Source organism: Marinobacter salarius (assembly GCF_032922745.1).
Classification (GTDB): Bacteria; Pseudomonadota; Gammaproteobacteria; order Pseudomonadales; family Oleiphilaceae; genus Marinobacter.
On the sequence record NZ_CP136693.1, the window covers coordinates 3,842,241 to 3,859,974 of the forward strand.

At 56.7% G+C, this 17,734-nt stretch carries 16 protein-coding genes; 6 read left to right on the top strand and 10 right to left on the bottom strand.

The genetic code is table 11. The annotated features are described in order from the left end of the window. Positions 1-38: 38 nt before the first annotated feature. From bamA to rpsB, 9 genes are all read right to left on the bottom strand, one after another. Positions 39-2,357: an outer membrane protein assembly factor BamA gene (bamA, locus tag R1T46_RS17945; protein ID WP_317306420.1), complete on the bottom strand. Its 2,319-nt coding sequence runs from the start codon at positions 2,355-2,357 to the stop codon at positions 39-41. A gap of 43 nt (positions 2,358-2,400) precedes the next feature. Beyond that, complete coding sequence (rseP, locus tag R1T46_RS17950) at positions 2,401-3,750, bottom strand: RIP metalloprotease RseP (RefSeq protein WP_317306421.1); 1,350 nt, start codon at positions 3,748-3,750, stop codon at positions 2,401-2,403. Positions 3,751-3,799: 49 nt separating this feature from the next. Beyond that, complete coding sequence (gene ispC / locus R1T46_RS17955) at positions 3,800-4,984, bottom strand: 1-deoxy-D-xylulose-5-phosphate reductoisomerase (RefSeq protein ID WP_317308331.1); 1,185 nt, start codon at positions 4,982-4,984, stop codon at positions 3,800-3,802. 2 nt (positions 4,985-4,986) lie between these two features. Beyond that, the gene (locus R1T46_RS17960) at positions 4,987-5,826 is read right to left on the bottom strand and encodes a phosphatidate cytidylyltransferase (RefSeq protein WP_317308332.1); all 840 of its coding nucleotides are present in this window, start codon (positions 5,824-5,826) and stop codon (positions 4,987-4,989) included. 22 nt (positions 5,827-5,848) lie between these two features. Further along, positions 5,849-6,619, bottom strand: a complete 771-nt coding sequence (gene uppS, locus R1T46_RS17965; RefSeq protein WP_317306422.1) for a polyprenyl diphosphate synthase — start codon at positions 6,617-6,619, stop codon at positions 5,849-5,851. Between the two features lie 75 nt (positions 6,620-6,694). Beyond that, positions 6,695-7,252, bottom strand: a complete 558-nt coding sequence (gene frr, locus R1T46_RS17970; RefSeq protein ID WP_317306423.1) for a ribosome recycling factor — start codon at positions 7,250-7,252, stop codon at positions 6,695-6,697. Between the two features lie 42 nt (positions 7,253-7,294). After that, positions 7,295-8,023: a UMP kinase gene (pyrH, locus tag R1T46_RS17975; RefSeq protein WP_007151790.1), complete on the bottom strand. Its 729-nt coding sequence runs from the start codon at positions 8,021-8,023 to the stop codon at positions 7,295-7,297. 185 nt (positions 8,024-8,208) lie between these two features. Then, the gene (gene tsf, locus R1T46_RS17980; protein ID WP_317306425.1) at positions 8,209-9,078 is read right to left on the bottom strand and encodes a translation elongation factor Ts; all 870 of its coding nucleotides are present in this window, start codon (positions 9,076-9,078) and stop codon (positions 8,209-8,211) included. Between the two features lie 90 nt (positions 9,079-9,168). After that, positions 9,169-9,921: a 30S ribosomal protein S2 gene (gene rpsB, locus R1T46_RS17985; RefSeq protein WP_292046863.1), complete on the bottom strand. Its 753-nt coding sequence runs from the start codon at positions 9,919-9,921 to the stop codon at positions 9,169-9,171. Between the two features lie 285 nt (positions 9,922-10,206). On the opposite strand from rpsB, the gene map reads away from it, so the two are divergent. Genes map through dapE form a run of 6 tightly spaced genes read left to right on the top strand, consistent with a single transcriptional unit; the run spans position 10,207 to position 17,344 of the window. Beyond that, positions 10,207-10,977 carry a type I methionyl aminopeptidase gene (gene map, locus R1T46_RS17990; protein WP_317306427.1) on the top strand — a complete coding sequence of 257 codons (771 nt, stop codon included), beginning with the start codon at positions 10,207-10,209 and terminating at the stop codon, positions 10,975-10,977. Next, complete coding sequence (locus R1T46_RS17995) at positions 10,978-13,623, top strand: [protein-PII] uridylyltransferase (protein ID WP_041335142.1); 2,646 nt, start codon at positions 10,978-10,980, stop codon at positions 13,621-13,623. After that, complete coding sequence (dapC, locus tag R1T46_RS18000; RefSeq protein WP_317306428.1) at positions 13,620-14,822, top strand: succinyldiaminopimelate transaminase; 1,203 nt, start codon at positions 13,620-13,622, stop codon at positions 14,820-14,822. The genes R1T46_RS17995 and dapC overlap by 4 nt, the downstream gene beginning before the upstream one ends. Continuing rightward, a complete protein-coding gene (locus R1T46_RS18005; RefSeq protein WP_317306431.1) occupies positions 14,819-15,163 on the top strand; it encodes an ArsC family reductase in 345 nt (114 codons plus the stop codon). Before dapC ends, R1T46_RS18005 begins: the two co-directional genes overlap by 4 nt. Positions 15,164-15,180: 17 nt before the next feature. Continuing rightward, positions 15,181-16,209: a 2,3,4,5-tetrahydropyridine-2,6-dicarboxylate N-succinyltransferase gene (gene dapD / locus R1T46_RS18010; RefSeq protein ID WP_041335133.1), complete on the top strand. Its 1,029-nt coding sequence runs from the start codon at positions 15,181-15,183 to the stop codon at positions 16,207-16,209. Then, positions 16,196-17,344, top strand: a complete 1,149-nt coding sequence (dapE, locus tag R1T46_RS18015) for a succinyl-diaminopimelate desuccinylase (protein WP_041335130.1) — start codon at positions 16,196-16,198, stop codon at positions 17,342-17,344. Before dapD ends, dapE begins: the two co-directional genes overlap by 14 nt. Here dapE and R1T46_RS18020 read toward each other — a convergent pair whose 3' ends face one another. Then, the gene (locus tag R1T46_RS18020; protein ID WP_007151799.1) at positions 17,345-17,563 is read right to left on the bottom strand and encodes a SlyX family protein; all 219 of its coding nucleotides are present in this window, start codon (positions 17,561-17,563) and stop codon (positions 17,345-17,347) included. Between the last annotated feature and the right edge of the window lie 171 nt (positions 17,564-17,734).

Below are 17,734 nucleotides of genomic sequence, written 5' to 3' on the forward strand. Positions count from 1 at the left end.
GTTTATCATTGTCTTTCGCTCTCCCCTAACCCTGATGATCAGAATGTCTGGCCAAGGGAGAACTGGAACACCTGGGTGTCATCACCGCTCTTGTCGTTCAAGGGTTTGGCAAGACTGAACGCCAACGGCCCAACCGCCGTGATCCACTGGAATCCTACACCGGCAGACAGGCGAATTTCATCCAGGGCCGGGTCAAAATTCCGGTCGGCGTCAAATACCTGCCCCGCATCCACGAAAAACGCGGTTCTCATGGAACGGGTATCCCCGGCAAACGGCGTGGGGAAAATCAGTTCCAGGCTGCCCTCGGTCAGCAAACTGCCACCAAAGGGATCCGGATCGGAGAAGTCATTCGGCGCGTTTGTGGCAAGCGGGCCGAGAGAGTTTGCCTCATAACCGCGCACCGAACCATAGCCACCGGCATAGAAGTGCTCGTAGAACGGCATCACGCTTCGACCGTTGTAGCCGTCGCCATAGCCAATCTCGGAACGCGCCCTGAATACCCATGTCTGGTTATCGTTCAACGGTTGATAGAACTCGGTTTTTTGATTCAGTTTATAGAACGTTAGATCACTGCCGGGCACAGCCACGTCGGCGGACAAGGATACGCTATAACCGTCGCTGGGCAAGACGCCACGGTTGAGGGTACTGCGACGCCAGGAGCCAAACAGGAAGTAATTGTTGAAATCATTGCCCTCTTCATCAATGAAGGTTCTGACTTCATCTGAGGTGAACGCGCCTTCCTTCACTTTGGACAGGGTATACCCAAGCCCGAAATTGAGACGGGTAATGTTGTCCGTGGGATAGCCGAAGGTAAGCCGGCCACCGTACTCATCCAGCAGATAGGATGAAATATCCTGCTCTTCAAAATCAGTTTCACGGGCAAACACACTGAAACCACGACTAACGCCGTCTACGGTGTAGTAAGGATCCTGGTAGGAGAAATTGGCGCTTTTGATGGAGTCGCTGACATTCACACCAAAGGACACACGTTTGCCACTGCCAAAGAAGTTGTTCTCGGACACGTTGGCACCAAGGATTACCCCGGAGGCCTGTGAGAAGCCGACAGATGCCGACAGGCTACCTGTTGCCTGTTCCGCTACCGAATAGTTTACGTCCACCAGATCATCGGTACCGGGCACAGGAACCGTCTCCACATCGACGGTTTCGAAGAAGCCAAGTCGCTCCAGCTTTGTTTTCGAGAATTCGATCCGGTCGGTGGAGGCGACGCCACCTTCCATCTGGGTCATTTCCTGGCGCAACACATCGTCCCGGGTGGAGACGTTGCCATCAAAATTGATGCGCCGGACATACGCCCGCTTACCAGGCTCCACGAAGAAGGTTACTGACGCTGTATTGTCATCGGCAGGTTCCGGCACCGCATTCACGTTTGCAAACGCATAACCTTCGCGGCCAAGACGACGGGAAAGCGCTTCCGAAATCGCCGTCATCCGGGAACGAGAGAACACGTCGCCCTCTTCAATGGGAATGAGCTCCCGCAGCTCTTCCTCAGGTACGATCAGCTCGCCGCGCAGGTTGACGTCTGACACCGTGTATTGAGGCCCCTCGTTCAACGAGATGGCAATAAAAACCTGTTTCTTGTCGGGAGAAATCGAGACCTGGCTGGACTCAACCGTAAAGTCGATGTAGCCGCGGTCAAGGTAGAAGGACCGCAGTGACTCCAGGTCGCCGCTCAGGCGCTCCCGGGCATATTTGTCGGCGCTGGTGATGGAATTCCACCAGCTGGTGGTCTGGAGCTCAAACAGATCCAGCAGCGTCTCGTCGTCAAACGCGTCATTACCCACAATATTGAGGTGCTGGATAGCTGCAACCGTGCCTTCGTTAATGTCCAATTTGATGGCAACGCGATTGCGGGGAAGATCCTCTGCGGTGGCTTTCACCCGCGCGTTGTAACGACCCTGGCTGATGTAGGACCGGAGAATCTCAAGCTCCAGCCGCTCCAGGGTTGCCCGGCGAAATACCTGCCCTTCCTGGAGCCCGGCTCCGGATAGCGCATCCATTAGCATGGGGGTTTCGATGTTCTTGTTGCCCTCAATCTCTATGGACGTGATCGAAGGCCGTTCCTGGACCGTAAGGATCAGCACACCACCATCACGGCTGGCCTTGATATCGGTAAACAGGCCGGTACGGAACAGATCTTTGATGGCGTCGGACAACTCCACCTCATCGACCGGTTCCCCGATCGAAACGGGAAATGCGGAAAATACCGTCCCTGCGGATACCCGCTGAAGGCCTTCTACCTCGATATCGGATACGGTGAATTCATCAGCCAGTGCCGGTTTTATGATTGAGGTGGCGACTACCAAGCCTACAGCTATACCCAGAAGAGAACGTCTCATTCAATAATTTCGCCTGTTGATGCGCGTAAGGAGTTCGCAATTCTCACAACCGCATCAGGTCGTTGTAAAGTGCGAACACCATTAATGTAAGGATCATTGCCATTCCAATACGCAGTCCGAATGCCTGGGCCTGCTCTGAAAGAGGCTTCCGACGGATGGCTTCAATGGTGTAATAAACAATATGCCCACCATCAAGAACCGGTATTGGTAGCAGGTTCAGCACCCCAAGACTGACACTGAGGTAGGCAAGAAAACGAATAAAGTCTTCGAAACCGGAACTTACACTGGCTTCCGCTATCCTGGCAATGGTAATCGGGCCACTAAGGTTAGTGGGAGAAAGCAATCCGGTCACCATTTTTTTGATCGCGACCAGGGTTAATCGAGTGTCACCCCAGGTTTCGGAGAGCGCATTGGGAATCGCTGCCAGGGGACCATAACTGACATCCCTGAGTACGTGATCAGGCCAGGTCACCTCGCTGACACCTGCACCCACGAAACCGGTAACACTGCCATCGTCTGCTGTTTTTTCCGCGGGCGTCACACGGATTTTTTCCATGCGACCACCGCGTTCGACTGTCAGCTCCAGGGGCGTTTCGGGCGCCTCGCGTATGAACGACACCAGCTCGAACCAGTCCGCTACTGGCTTGCCGTCCACCTCAACCACTCGGTCGCCGGACTTCAACCCGCCGGCCTCAGCCCGGCCACCTGGTGATATCTCCCCCAGTATTGCCGGTACATCGGGCCGCCAGGGCGTTACACCAAACTCACCCAATGGGTTTGGTGTATCCTCACTTAACCTCCAGCCATCCAGAGGCCCCCGCAGCGTCCCACGACTCCCGTTCTGCGAGACATCGATGGTTACCTCACCAAACTCACCCGTGCGCTCAAGTAGGCGCATGTTTACGTCGCGCCAGGACGTCACACGACGGCCGTCGACCTGGTGAATTTCCATGCCACTGGTGAGCCCAACCCGTTGTGCAACACTGTCCTGACTGACCTCCCCGACAATCGGAGCAACCGTGGTGAAGCCAACCACGCTGAGCAGCCAGTACGCAGCAATGGCAAACAGGAAATTCGCTACGGGCCCTGCGGCAGCAATGGCAATACGCTTTGAGGGGGGCTTGGCAGTGAACGCCTGGCTCTTGAGCTCTTCGGGCACAGGCCCTTCCCGCTCATCCAGCATTTTCACGTAGCCGCCTAGAGGGATAGCCGCAACCGCAAACTCGGTCCCATGTCGGTCGTACCATGAAAACAGCGGCTTCCCGAAACCGACAGAAAACCGCAAAACCTTGACACCGCAGCGGCGAGCCACCCAAAAGTGACCAGCTTCGTGGAGCGTCACCAGAATGCCCAGCGTCAGTATCAACGCCAATACGGTTTCAACGATCTGCATAATGCTCTCTGTTGGTGATGATAGGACCGCCTCTCGGGACTCGCATGGTTCAGACAGCCAGCCCCCGTATCTGTTCCCGTGCGACGGCGCGGCTCTCAGCATCCTTCGCGAAGATGGTATCGAAACTGTCCGCCGGTACAACCTCGGTGGCTGCCAACGTACGCTCTATGATAAGGGGGATATCCGCAAAACACAGGTTACCGGAAAGAAAGGCGGCCACGGCCTCTTCGTTTGCGGCATTCATTACCGCTGGTGCCGTTCCGCCCTTATGGAACGCCTCCGCTGCCAACCTCAGGCACGGAAAGCGCTCCAGATCCGGGCGCTCAAAGTGAAACTGTCCGATACGAAACAGATCCAACGGGGCGACGCCGGCTTCAATTCTCTCGGGCCACGCGAGACCGTTGGCAATGGGTGTGCGCATGTCAGGACTACCGAGCTGCGCCAGAACGGACCCATCAGCGTACTCAACCATCGAATGAATGATGCTCTCCGGATGGACGTGCACCTCTATCATTTCCGGCGTGGTGTTGAACAGCCAGCATGCTTCTATCAGTTCCAACCCCTTGTTCATAAGGGTCGCGGAATCGACTGAAATCTTCTGCCCCATCGACCAGTTGGGGTGATTGCAGGCCTCGGCAGGCAGCACGTTGCGCAGGGATTCGGCCGAGTGAGTACGAAACGGCCCGCCGGAGGCAGTGAGCAGAATTCGCGTAATCCCCGCGCCGCGGGTATCCCGGACCTTGTCCGGGGGCATACACTGGAAGATGGCATTGTGTTCGCTGTCGATTGGCAGAACGTCAGCCCCCGATGCCAGAACCGCATCCATAAACAGCTTGCCCGACATAACCAGCGCTTCCTTGTTGGCAAGCAAAACGCGCTTGCCCGCCCGCACCGAAGCAAGCGTGGGCGGCAATCCCACGGCCCCAACGATTGCCGCCATAACCGTATCGGAATCACCATCGCCCGCGACCTGGCATAGTGCTTCCGAGCCACCGAGAACCATCACTGACGGCAGGTCACTCAACGCACGAGACAACGCAGCAGCCGCATTTTCATCGGCCATGACCGCATACCTCGGACGAAACTCATGGCACAGCTCCACCATGCTGTCGACACTGGTACTGGCGGTTAAAGCTGAAACCGAAAACCGCTCCGGATGGCGGCGAATGACATCAAGCGTACTCAGGCCAATGGAGCCAGTCGCCCCAAGTATCGAAACACGACGTTTCACAATAGTCACCACTGCCCCGTCGTCAACCACCCCATCAGGGTAATGATCAGGGCAAATACCGGAATCGCAGCCGTCAGGCTGTCAATTCTGTCCATGATACCGCCATGGCCCGGCAATAGTTGACTGCTATCTTTAATACCCCTGAAACGTTTCAGCATGCTTTCCAGCAAATCGCCAAGCACGGAAACGGCACCAGTGATCAGGCTCGCAACAACCAGTAACAGCAACTGCATGGTGCTGGCTGAGGCCAGCGCACTGATGATAATCGCGAAGATCGCGACTGCCACCAGGCCACCCCAGACACCCGCCCAGGATTTTCCCGGACTGACCCGGGGCGCGAGCTTCGCCTTGCCAAACGCACGGCCGGCAAAATAGGCGCCGATATCAGCCACCCAGACCACGCAGAACACATAGAGAATAAGCAGCAGGTTGTTGGCACTGTCACCGAACTGAAAACCGCCGGTACGAAGATGATTCAGCCCTACCCACGCGGGAACCAGCACTAACAAGCCCATCAGGGCGCGGGCAGGCACACCGCCCCAGCGCTCAGAACCGCTGGGGTAATTTCGTACCAGCAGGAAACTCAGTACCCACCAGAACAATGCCAGCCATAGTACCGCAACAGCCGGAACGTTCAGCAGTCCGTATAACACCACCGCGACCACAAGGGCGTACACAACACGAGCTGCTGGCGCAGCCAGGCCGGACATATTGGCCCACTCCCAGGCACCAATGGTGATAATACCCCCGGTAAACAGGGCAAACCCCAAGGGCGGCAGGAAGAAAATTCCGCCAATGGCGATGGGTGCCAGGATAAGCGCGGTAATAATACGGGTTTTTAGCACGATATCGTTCGCTATCTTGTCGTTATTGTTCTGACGAAACGCTGGCAATCTGGTCATCGGTCTGACCAAAACGGCGTTTCCGGCCCGCATATGCCTGTAGTGCCTGACTCATTTCCTGCTCTTGAAAATCGGGCCAGTAAACGGGAGAAAAATACAGTTCGGTATAAGCCAGGTGCCAAAGCATAAAATTGCTGATGCGTTGCTCGCCAGCCGTACGAATCATCAGATCCGGCATAGGCAGGTCGCCAATGGAGAGGTGCTGCTGGATAAGGTCATCGGTGATATCGGAGGGCGCCAGCTCCCCGGAACGAACCTTCTCAGCCACTTTACGGCTGGCCTGGGTGATGTCCCAGTGCCCACCATAATTGGCGGCGATGACCAGCGTCATCCGGGTGTTGTCGCGGGTAAGCGCCTCTGCGCGCTCCATATGTTCCTGCAAGTCGGCGCTGAACGCAGAGCGATCGCCGACCATGCGCAGGCAAATGTCGTTGCGATGCAGTTTTTTGACTTCCCGCTCCAGCGCAAACAGAAACAGGCGCATAAGGGCCGACACTTCGTCTTCCGGGCGGCGCCAGTTTTCGCTGGAGAACGCGAACAGGGTAAGCACCTCCACCCCTTGCCGGGCACAGGTTTCAACCACCGACCTCACCGCCTTCACACCGGCCTTGTGGCCCGCGACGCCTTTCAGTCGCCGTGCCTTTGCCCAGCGATTGTTACCATCCATGATAATGGCCACATGCCGGGGCCGGCTACTAGCCGAAACCGGAATCTCTGCGGATACACTTTCCGTCATGCAATCCCCTGTTCAGTCGATACCGGACAAAAGCAATGGCACCAACTGATCATTGTACTGAATTGGACTGGCTGATCAGACAGCCATCAAGTCCTCTTCCTTGGCCTTGAGCTGTTTCTCGATCTCAGCGATATAACGGTCGGTCAACTTCTGAATCTCTTCCTCACCGTAACGCTCTTCGTCTTCGTTGATATCCTTTTCCTTCAGCAGCTCTTTCAGCGTGCTGTTGGCGTCGCGACGCGCATTACGGACGGAAACCTTGCCATGCTCCGCATCAGCTCTGGCCTGCTTGACCATTTCCTTACGGGTTTCCTCAGTCAACATCGGCATGGGAATTCGAATAACCTCACCGTTATTCGACGGGTTCAGGCCCAGGTCCGACATCATGATCGCTTTTTCGATCTTCGGTAGCAGAGGCTTCTCCCACGGAGAAACGGCCAACGTACGATTGTCCTCGACATTCACGCTCGCCACCTGCTTGAGCGGTGTCTCCTGGCCGTAGTAATCCACGGTTACGCTGTCCAGAATGGACGGATGCGCTCGCCCGGTACGGATTTTATTAAAAGCCCAATTCAGGGATTCAAGACTTTTCTTCATCTTCTTTTCAGCATCAGCTTTAATATCGTCAATCACTGCAGCGTCCTCGGATTCGTTGTACAAAATGTCTCAATCAGATTACTCAATCAGTGTGCCTTCTGACTCCCCGGTCACGATACGGGTCAGCGCGCCAGAGCGGTTCATGTCGAAGACCCGGAGAGGCATACCATGATCCCGCGCAAGGCATATAGCGGTCAGATCCATCACGCCCAGCTTTTTGTCCAGCACCTCGTCATAGGTGAGACGATCGTATTTTTCCGCGGTCGGATCCTTGTATGGATCAGCGGAATAAACACCATCAACCTTGGTAGCCTTCAGCACGGCATCCGCTTCAATTTCGATTCCCCGCAGGCAAGCGGCTGAGTCGGTCGTAAAGAACGGGTTACCGGTGCCTGCACAGAAAATCACCACATCGCCGTCTTTCAGGTCGCGCACCGCCCGCCGGCGATCATAATGCTCAACAATACCACTCATAGGGATGGCAGACATAACCCGGGTACGGATGTTGGATCGCTCCAGGGCGTCACGCATGGCCAGTCCATTCATGACCGTGGCCAGCATGCCCATATGGTCGCCGGTCACCCTGTCCATACCAGCGGCGTTCAACGCCGCACCGCGGAACAGATTGCCGCCGCCAACGACCAGGCCTACCTGAACACCAATGCCAATGAGCGAACCAATATCCAATGCCATCCGATCAAGCACTTTTGGATCGATGCCAAAATCGTGCTCGCCCATCAAGGCTTCACCACTGAGCTTGAGCAGGACGCGTTTGTATCTGGGCTGGGTATTGGACGACTTCGGCATGAGGATCCCCTTCTATGTGTCTGGCTTGGTGCCTGGCAGGACAAGCTTCTCAGGCTTGTATCTGACATACTCCTCAAAAAAAGGGGTATCTCAGATACAAGCCCGCCACGAGAACCGGAAAACTCCGGCTAACGTGGCAGACTTGGAAGGTGCCCCGGACATCGCCCTGGCACCTGTCAGAAGGATCAGGACTTGCCGGTACCTGCCGCCGCAGCGACCTCTGCCGCAAAATCCACTTCTTCCTTCTCGATACCTTCACCGACTTCCAGGCGAACAAAACTAACCAGCTCACCGCCGTTGTCCTTAATCAGCTGACCCACACTTTGGTCAGGATTCTTGACGAACGGCTGCTCGACCAGGCTGTTCTCCGCCAGGAATTTCTTGATCCGGCCGCCCATCATCTTTTCGACGATTTCAGCAGGCTTGCCTTCCATATCCGGCTGGGCCTTGATGACGTCCTTTTCTTTCTCAAGTTCCTCGGCCGGCATGTCTTCCGGCTTGCCAACCCGTGGGTTAACAGCGGCAACGTGCATGGCAACGTCCCGTGCAACTTCAGCGCTGCCTGCAGTGAGGGCCACAACAGACGCAATTTTGTTGGTGCTGTGAACGTAGGCGCCCACAACCGGGCCTTCCACCCGTACAATACGACGAACGGTGATGTTCTCGCCGATCTTCTGAACCAGCGCTTCACGCTTGGCTTCCAGATCGCCTTCCATCAGTTCGGCAACGTCTGTTCGGCTATTCTCAAAGGCAACATTCAGAACGTCGTTGGCGAAGTTCATGAAGTTGTCATCACGAGCAACAAAATCAGTCTCGGAGTTCACTTCCAGGATGTAAGCGACGGTGTTGTCGTCAGACACCTTGATCAGGGAAACACCTTCAGCGGCGGTACGACCCGCTTTCTTGGCAGCCTTCAGGCCGGATGACTTGCGCAGTTCTTCGATTGCGGCATCAACACTTCCGCCAGCTTCCACCAACGCCTTCTTGCATTCCATCATGCCAAGGCCGGTGCGCTCACGAAGCTCTTTGACCATTGCAGCAGTAATTGCAGCCATGTTCATTCCTCTTAACTGTTCCGAATTCTGGACCGGTGTGCCCGGCGGTAAACCACGGGCACACCCTACAACCTGTTCGCGAAGGAACTATTACTCCGCAGCGGGAGCAGCACCTTCCGCGTCTTCGCTGACCTCCACAAACTCGTCAGCGCCGGCACCGGCAGACTGGGCCGCTTCCATGCAGGTTTCAGCAACGGCCTGCACGTAAATCTGGATCGCGCGGATGGCATCGTCGTTGCCAGGAATCACGTAATCAACGCCGTCAGGGTCGCTGTTGGTGTCAACAACACCGATAACAGGAATGCCCAGCTTGTTGGCTTCTTTGATCGCGATACGCTCGTGGTCAACGTCGATCACGAACATAGCGTCCGGCAGGCCGCCCATGTCCTTGATACCGCCGATGGAACGCTCAAGACGGTCCATTTCGCGGGTGCGATCCAGAGCTTCTTTCTTGGTCAGCTTGTCGAACGTACCGTCCTGGCTCTGTGCTTCCAGGTCGCGATAGCGACGGATTGACTGGCGAATGGTCTTGTAGTTGGTCAGCATGCCGCCCAACCAGCGATGGTTCACGTATGGCTGACTGGAGCGCAGTGCTTCTTCCTTGATGATCTTGGCCGCCGCACGCTTGGTGCCAACGAACAGGATCTTGTTCTTGTTGCCCGCGAGGTTATGAACGAAGTTCAACGCATCGTTCATGGCAGGAACAGTCTGCTCTAGGTTGATGATATGAATCTTGTTACGAGCGCCGAAGATGAACTTCGACATTTTCGGGTTCCAGTAACGGGTCTGGTGACCGAAGTGGGCGCCTGCTTTCAGCAGGTCACGCATATTTACCTGAGCCATGATATTTACCTTTTTAGCTTCGGGTTAGTCCTCCACACGTCCGATTGCCCCAACCTGGCTCCGTTGCCTTTATATAGAGACAACAAGAGCAGGCACCCTGGGACAACGTGCCGACGTGTGTGCGAATTTGCCGGATTTGTTTCCAGCGGGCGCGTTTATACCATAAATTGCCCGCTGGATTCCATTAATTTGTGTCCCGGAAAGCACGGCAAAACCGCCTCTTCCTTGTACCGGGCAACACTCCCCCTTAAAATGCGTGTTTGATCCAAATCAACGGGAACCCCAATGCAGGTATCGATCAAGACTCCGGAAGAAATCGAGAAGATGCGTGTCGCTGGCCGCCTGGCGGCCGAAGTTCTTGAGATGATTGGCGAACACGTCAAACCGGGCGTAACAACCGAGAAGCTAGACAATATTTGCCACGCTTATATGGTGGACGAGCAAAAGACCATCCCGGCGCCGCTGAACTACAAGGGTTTCCCGAAATCGGTATGCACCTCAGTGAATCATGTGGTCTGCCACGGCATCCCGAACGAGAAAAAGGTATTAAAGGACGGTGACATCGTCAATATCGACGTCACGGTGATCAAGGACGGATGGCATGGTGATACCAGCAAGATGTTCATCGTCGGTAAACCCAAGCCCGGCAGCGAACGCCTGATCCAGATCACCCAGGAGTGTCTTTATAAAGGTATTGAACTGGTGAAGCCTGGCGCCCGACTGGGCGACATTGGTCACGTGATCCAGCAGCATGCTGAGAAGCATCGCTATTCTGTAGTCCGCGACTATTGCGGTCACGGCATTGGAAAGGTGTTTCACGAAGATCCTCAGGTGATGCACTACGGCAAGCCAGGCACCGGCATGGAACTGCAGGAAGGCATGACCTTTACCATCGAACCGATGATTAACCAGGGAAAGTACCACACCAAGCTGCTGCCAGACGGCTGGACCGTGGTTACCAAGGATCATAAGCTCTCCGCGCAATGGGAGCACACTATCCTGGTGACGTCGGACGGCTACGAAGTACTGACCAAGCGCACGGAAGAGTCATTCTAGGTGGACCTCAGCGAACTGGAATCCAGGATAAGCAACGACATCTCACCTGTTGTAGCGGCCCGGGAGCTGTTGAAGGAACGCTACAACGCAGATGCAGAAGCGTTCCGGCAGGGAGCTGATGTTCGCGCACTGGTCCATTCCCGGTCCGGAACCCTGGATACCATTCTTGCCCTGATCTGGAACCGCTACGCCTTTGCCGCCTCTGCCGATGTCTCTCTCGTTGCAGTCGGCGGCTATGGCCGAGGAGAACTCCACCCCCATTCCGATATCGACCTGTTGATTCTCACCCGGAGTGGTATAGAAGAGAATTGGCAGGAAGACCTTGGCGCCTTCATAACCCTCCTGTGGGACCTGAAGCTGGATATCGGCCACAGCGTCCGCAGCATCCAGGAAAGCATGGACGCCGCCAGGGAAGATGTCACGATCCTTACCAACCTGCTGGAAACCCGAACCATTGCCGGCCCGGATGACTTACGCGACGAACTCAGTCATCAGGTTTATTCAGACGCCATCAGCTCTGACCGCGATTATTTCATAGCAAAACGGGAAGAGCAGAAGCAGCGCCACGCGAAATACGGGGACACGGAATACAACCTCGAGCCCAATGTAAAAGGCTCTCCAGGCGCACTGCGGGATATACAGACCATCGGCTGGATTACCAAGCGACACTTCGGTCTGCAGAATATCGCGGATCTGACACGCTTTAGTATCCTGACCGAAGAAGAGCACCAGATATTGCTGCAGGGCGAAACCTTCCTGTGGCGACTTCGCTTTGGCCTGCAACTGATTGCCGACCGCAACGAGAATCGCCTCCTGTTTGACCATCAACGGGCACTCGCTCAGATGCTGGGTTACAAGGATGAGGGCAAGCGACTGGGCGTTGAGTTGATGATGCAGTCCTACTACCGCACCGTGCTGGCCCTGGCGGAGCTGACCGACGTTATTCTTCAGTACTACGACGAGGCTATCCTCGGCGCCGGAAGTGACGACGACATCCTGCCCCTGAACAAGCGCTTCCAGATTCGCAACTACTACATTGAAGCCGTCAACAACCAGGTTTTCGCCTACGCGCCCTATGCCATCATGGAAATTTTCGTTCTGATGGCGCAGCATCCGGAAATCAAAGGCATCCGCGCCACCACCATCCGTTCACTGCGGGCGCACCGCCACCTGATTGACGACGCTTTCCGCTCGGATCTGGCCGTTACTTCCCTGTTCATGGAACTGCTGCGGACGCCGCACGCCCTCGACCAGACCCTGTCGGCAATGAAGAAATACAACGTGCTGGGCCGCTACCTCCCCGAATTTGGCCAGATCATCGGCCAGATGCAGCACGACCTGTTCCACATCTACACCGTGGATGCCCACACCATGCGGGTGATCCGCAACATGGTGCGGCTGGACAGCGCCGACGCCCGCAATGAATACCCGCTGGCGTCGCGTTTGATTCACCGGTTACCGAAGCTTGAAACACTGTATATTGCCGGCCTTTATCATGACGTGGCAAAAGGCCGGGGCGGCGACCATTCGGAGCTGGGCGCAATTGACGTCGAGGACTTCTGCGAACGCCATCACCTCAGCGAACGGGACACTCAACTGGCCTCCTGGCTGGTGGAAAATCACCTGCTGATGTCGATGACCGCCCAGCGCAAGGACATCTCCGATCCGGACATCATCCATGGCTTCGCACGCGCCGTGCCCAGCCAGGTACACCTGGACTACCTCTACGTGCTGACGGTGTGCGATATTAGCGCCACCAATCCCAAGTTGTGGAACACTTGGCGCGCCTCGCTGTTGCGCCAGCTCTACATCGAGACCAAACGGGCACTCAGACGCGGCTCGGAAACACCGGTAGACCGTCAGGAATGGGTGCGCGCCACTCAGTCCGAGGCACGGGAGATTCTTCACGCCCAGAATATGACGGACGAACAGATCGACGGAATCTGGGAAACCCTGGACGAAGACTACTTCCTGCAGGATTCCACGGTGGACATTGCCTGGCAGACCGCTGCAATCATCCGCCATGGTGATGACCCCGACCCGCTGGTGCTGATTCGTGACACCCGGGGCGGCCCTACTGACGGCTACTCCCAGATCATCATTTATATGAGTGACCGTATTGACCTGTTCGCGGCCACCACGGCGGTGCTGGAACAACTTAACCTCAACATCGTCGATGCTCGCATCAGCTCAAGCGAAGGCCCCTTCTCTATCAGTTCCTACATTGTTCTGGACGAGAAAGGCAAACCCCTGGGCATTGACCCGGCCCGCAAGGATCGGGTTCGCATGCGCCTGATTGAGGAACTGGATGACCCGGAAGATTACCCTGACATCATCCACCGCCGCACTCCCAGACAGCTGAAGCACTTTGCCTTCCCCACGGAAGTGACCTTCTCCAACGACACCATCAACCAGCGCACGGTGATGGAAGTGATCACACCGGACCGCCCGGGGTTGCTGGCCCGCGTTGGGCAGGTATTGCTGGAGCATCGCGTGCGGCTGACCAACGCCAAGATTGCAACGCTGGGTGAACGGGTGGAAGACGTATTCTTTGTAACCGACGAGCACGGCGAGCAGATCAGCGACCCCGCAGTCTGCCAGGCCCTGCAGCAGGATCTTTGCCAAATGCTGGATGACACCCAATGAATGCCGACCTGGACAGGCTACACCCCTACCCGTTCGAGAAATTGACCAAACTCAAGTCCGGCATCAGCGTTCCCAAGGACCTGACGTCGATTTCCCTGGGCATCGGTGAGCCCAAGCATCCGTCGCCGGAATTCGTCAAACAGGTGATCTCGGACAATCTGGACAAACTCGCCAACTACCCTACAACGAAAGGCACCGACGAACTGCGCCAGGCCATCGCGCGCTGGGCCACCCGCCGCTTTGAACTGACACCCGGATCACTGACGCCTGAGCACCATATCGTTCCGGTGAATGGCACTCGTGAAGGCATCTTCTCGCTGGTGCAATCGGTGGTGGAATCCAGCCAGAGCGCCACCGTGGTCAGCCCCAACCCGTTTTACCAGGTCTACGAAGGCGCCGCGTTCCTCGCTGGCGCAACACCCCATTACCTCGCCTGCGACGCAGACAGCCATTTCATACCGGACTTTGACAAGGTTTCGGAATCCGTATGGAAAGACTGCCAGGTCCTGTTCCTGTGTTCACCGGGCAACCCCAGCGGTTCGGTAATTCCCCGGGAGACGTTGGTGCGGGTCATCGAATTGGCGGACAGGCATGACTTCATCGTCGCGTCCGACGAATGCTATTCCGAGCTCTACCCCGACGAAGGCCAGCCGCCGGAAGGATTGCTGCAAACCTGTGCCGCTATTGGCCGCAACGATTTCGCCCGCTGTATCGTGTTCCACAGCCTGTCGAAGCGAAGCAACCTGCCGGGCCTGCGGTCCGGTTTCGTGGCCGGCGATGCCGATATCCTCAAAGGCTATCTCAAATACCGCACCTACCATGGCTGCGCCATGCCCATACACAACCAGCTGGCGAGCATTGCCGCCTGGAGCGATGAAGACCACGTGCGGGAGAACCGGGCGGCCTACCGCGCCAAGTTTGAGGCGGTGGTACCCATCCTTCGGGAAGTGATGAACGTGGACTTTCCCGATGCCGGGTTCTACCTATGGCCGGAAACCCCGATGGACGACGAAACGTTCGCGCGGGAACTGTCGGCCCAGCAGAATGTGCACGTGCTCCCCGGGCGCTACCTCTCTCGCACTGTCGATGGCCATAATCCTGGCAAAAACCGGGTAAGAATGGCCCTGGTGGCGCCGGTTGAAGAATGCGTGGAAGCGGCCAAACGCATTGTGACTTTTGTAAAGGCAAACAGGACATGAAACTCTACGGCATCCGAAATTGCGACACCGTCAAGAAAGCTCGGAAATGGCTGGACGACGCCGGCATCGACTACGAATTCCACGACTTCAAGAAGGACGGGCTGGACACTGCCCGGCTCAGCCAATGGGAGCAGGCGGCCGGCTGGGAGGTGTTACTGAACCGTCGCGGCACCACGTGGCGCAAACTTTCGGACGATGTTCGTGATAATATTAGCGCCCAATCCGCCCACGACCTGATGCTCGACAATCCGTCCATCATCAAGCGGCCCGTGGTTGAGCACGGCGACACGGTCAGCGTCGGCTTTAATGCCGATGATTGGGCCGAACGATTCAAACACTGAGAACCAGGAGCACATCAATGAGTTTTGCATTCGGAATTGGTATCGGCACCCAGAACAATCAGGGCGAGTGGCTGGAAGTGTTTTACCAGCAGCCGGTCATCACCCCCGATAACGGCCTCATCGAAGTGGCTCAAAACGTTCTGGATTACCAGGGAGGCAATCAGGCGGTATCGGTGACACCCGATCAACTCAAGGCGCTCTCGGACGGATTACGCCAGTTGGGTCAGATGGAACAGTCCGCCCTGGCGGGCAAAGCTGCCGAGAGCCGTCGCCCGGTTGTCGTGACTCTGCTTGACACCGACGACACCGCCTCCAGCACACCGGAGGTTTATCTCAAACTGCACCTGATCTCCAGCCGCCAGGCCAGACCCCATGAGCTGAAGCTGGACGGCATTTTCGGCCTGCTGCCAAACCTGGCCTGGACCAGCGAAGGCGCCATCGACCTTAACGAGCTGCCAGAGCGCCAGCTCAAGGCGCGCCTCGAAGGCCGCACCCTGGAAGTGAAGTCCGTCGACAAGTTCCCGCAGATGACGGATTACGTGGTACCAAAAGGCGTGCGCATCGCCGACACCGCCCGTGTTCGCCTGGGCGCCTATGTGGGTGAAGGCACCACCGTGATGCATGAAGGCTTTATCAACTTCAATGCCGGCACCGAAGGCACCAGCATGATTGAAGGCCGTATCTCCGCCGGTGTGATGATCGGCCAGGGCTCGGACCTCGGCGGCGGCTGCTCCACCATGGGCACCCTTTCCGGCGGCGGCAACATCATCATTTCCGTTGGTGAGAACTGCCTGATTGGCGCCAATGCCGGCCTCGGCATTCCCCTGGGTGACCGCTGCAAAGTCGAAGCGGGCCTGTACATTACCGCCGGCACCAAGGTAGCCCTGCTGGACGACAACAACGAACTGGTTGAAGTCATCAAGGCACGGGATTTGGCCAACAAGCCGGACCTTCTGTTCCGCCGTAACAGCCAGACTGGCGCGGTTGAATGCAAGACCAACAAGTCCGCCATCGAGCTGAACGAAGAACTGCATGCAAACAACTAATTCCGCCGAGCTTTCCCCAACCCTCAGGCTCGCCGTTGACCTGATCCGCCGGCCGTCCGTTACCCCGGACGACGCCGGCTGCCAGGAACTGATGATGTCACGGCTCTCCGCCCTGGGCTTTAAGGGCGAGGCCCTGCGCTTTGGCGAAACCGACAACCTGTGGGCCCGCAAGGGTTCGGAAGGCCCACTGCTGACGTTTGCAGGCCATACGGATGTGGTGCCTACCGGTCCGGAGAAAAACTGGCGTCATCCGCCGTTCGAGGCGGTGATAGATGATGGTTTTCTTCATGGCCGGGGCGCCGCCGACATGAAAGGCAGTCTGGCGGCCTTCGTCACAGCCTGCGAGCGGTTTGTGACGGATCATCCCGATCATCGGGGCTCCATTGCCTTGTTGATCACCAGTGACGAGGAAGGTCCGGCCCAGGACGGCACCGTGAAAGTGGTGGAAACCCTGGAAGCCCGGAATGAGAAAATCGACTGGTGCCTGATTGGTGAACCGTCCAGCACCCGTGAGGTGGGCGATGTCATCAAGAACGGCCGTCGGGGCTCACTCCATGGCTATCTCACAGTACAGGGCACTCAGGGGCACGTGGCCTACCCGCACCTGGCGGAAAACCCGGTGCATACCGCTGCCCCGGCACTGGACGCCCTCGCGAAGGAATTCTGGGACAATGGCAATGATTTCTTCCCGCCAACCACTTTCCAGATCACCAAGATCGAAGCTGGTACCGGGAGCAACATCATTCCCGGAGAGTGCCTGGTTCACTTCAATTTTCGCTACTGCACGGAAAACACAGCGGAAAGCCTGGAAGAACGAGTGGTTGCCATTCTCGACCGTCATGAGTTGAAGTATGACCTGCAATGGCATCTGAGCGGCCGGCCATTCCTGACCGATAGCGGATCACTGGTTTCGGCGGCAAAAAGTGCCATCCGTTCCGTCACCGGCCGGGAAACCGAGCTGTCTACCTCTGGTGGTACGTCGGATGGACGCTTTATCGCCCCGACCGGCGCCCAGGTTCTGGAACTTGGCCCGATCAATGCCACCATCCACAAAGTCGATGAGTGTGTAAAAGCCGCAGACCTGGACACCCTGTCGGAAATTTACGAACAGGTTCTTGTGGAACTGCTGGCCTGATCAGTAGTGAGGAGGAGGCGTTTCGTCCTCCTCCTTTCTGATGTTCGATGACGATACTTCCTTGAGCTGAGTGTTCAGCTGCTTCTTCGCCTCCCAGAGTTCCCGGATATCCAGCTCCTGACGTGCCACCTGCTCGCTCAGGGTATGAATGATGTCGTCCTGGAATGCCAGACGCGTTTCCAGTTCGTCCAGCCGGGCCTGCAGATCTTTGTCGCTCATAAAGTTTTTGGTTCTCCGGGAAGGATTCCCATCAAGGTATTGTGTGATCAATTTGGTGTCGGCGGACACGCCGCTTGGTCAGCGCTCCCCGTTATCTGGTATCATCCCGCTTTTGCCCGCCGGGGAACCTGAAAGACCCGTTTATGTCTTGCAGGCCCCCAGCGGTTTTCA

Bases quoted from the DNA above. Each gene is read 5' to 3' on its own strand.
- bamA (WP_317306420.1), bottom strand. From the start codon at position 2,357: ATGAGACGTTCTCTTCTGGGTATAGCTGTAGGCTTGGTAGTCGCCACC.
- rseP (WP_317306421.1), bottom strand. From the start codon at position 3,750: ATGCAGATCGTTGAAACCGTATTGGCGTTGATACTGACGCTGGGCATT.
- uppS (WP_317306422.1), bottom strand. From the start codon at position 6,619: ATGACGGAAAGTGTATCCGCAGAGATTCCGGTTTCGGCTAGTAGCCGG.
- pyrH (WP_007151790.1), bottom strand. From the start codon at position 8,023: ATGCCGAAGTCGTCCAATACCCAGCCCAGATACAAACGCGTCCTGCTC.
- tsf (WP_317306425.1), bottom strand. From the start codon at position 9,078: ATGGCTGCAATTACTGCTGCAATGGTCAAAGAGCTTCGTGAGCGCACC.
- rpsB (WP_292046863.1), bottom strand. From the start codon at position 9,921: ATGGCTCAGGTAAATATGCGTGACCTGCTGAAAGCAGGCGCCCACTTC.
- map (WP_317306427.1), top strand. From the start codon at position 10,207: ATGCAGGTATCGATCAAGACTCCGGAAGAAATCGAGAAGATGCGTGTC.
- dapC (WP_317306428.1), top strand. From the start codon at position 13,620: ATGAATGCCGACCTGGACAGGCTACACCCCTACCCGTTCGAGAAATTG.
- R1T46_RS18005 (WP_317306431.1), top strand. From the start codon at position 14,819: ATGAAACTCTACGGCATCCGAAATTGCGACACCGTCAAGAAAGCTCGG.
- dapD (WP_041335133.1), top strand. From the start codon at position 15,181: ATGAGTTTTGCATTCGGAATTGGTATCGGCACCCAGAACAATCAGGGC.
- dapE (WP_041335130.1), top strand. From the start codon at position 16,196: ATGCAAACAACTAATTCCGCCGAGCTTTCCCCAACCCTCAGGCTCGCC.
- R1T46_RS18020 (WP_007151799.1), bottom strand. From the start codon at position 17,563: ATGAGCGACAAAGATCTGCAGGCCCGGCTGGACGAACTGGAAACGCGT.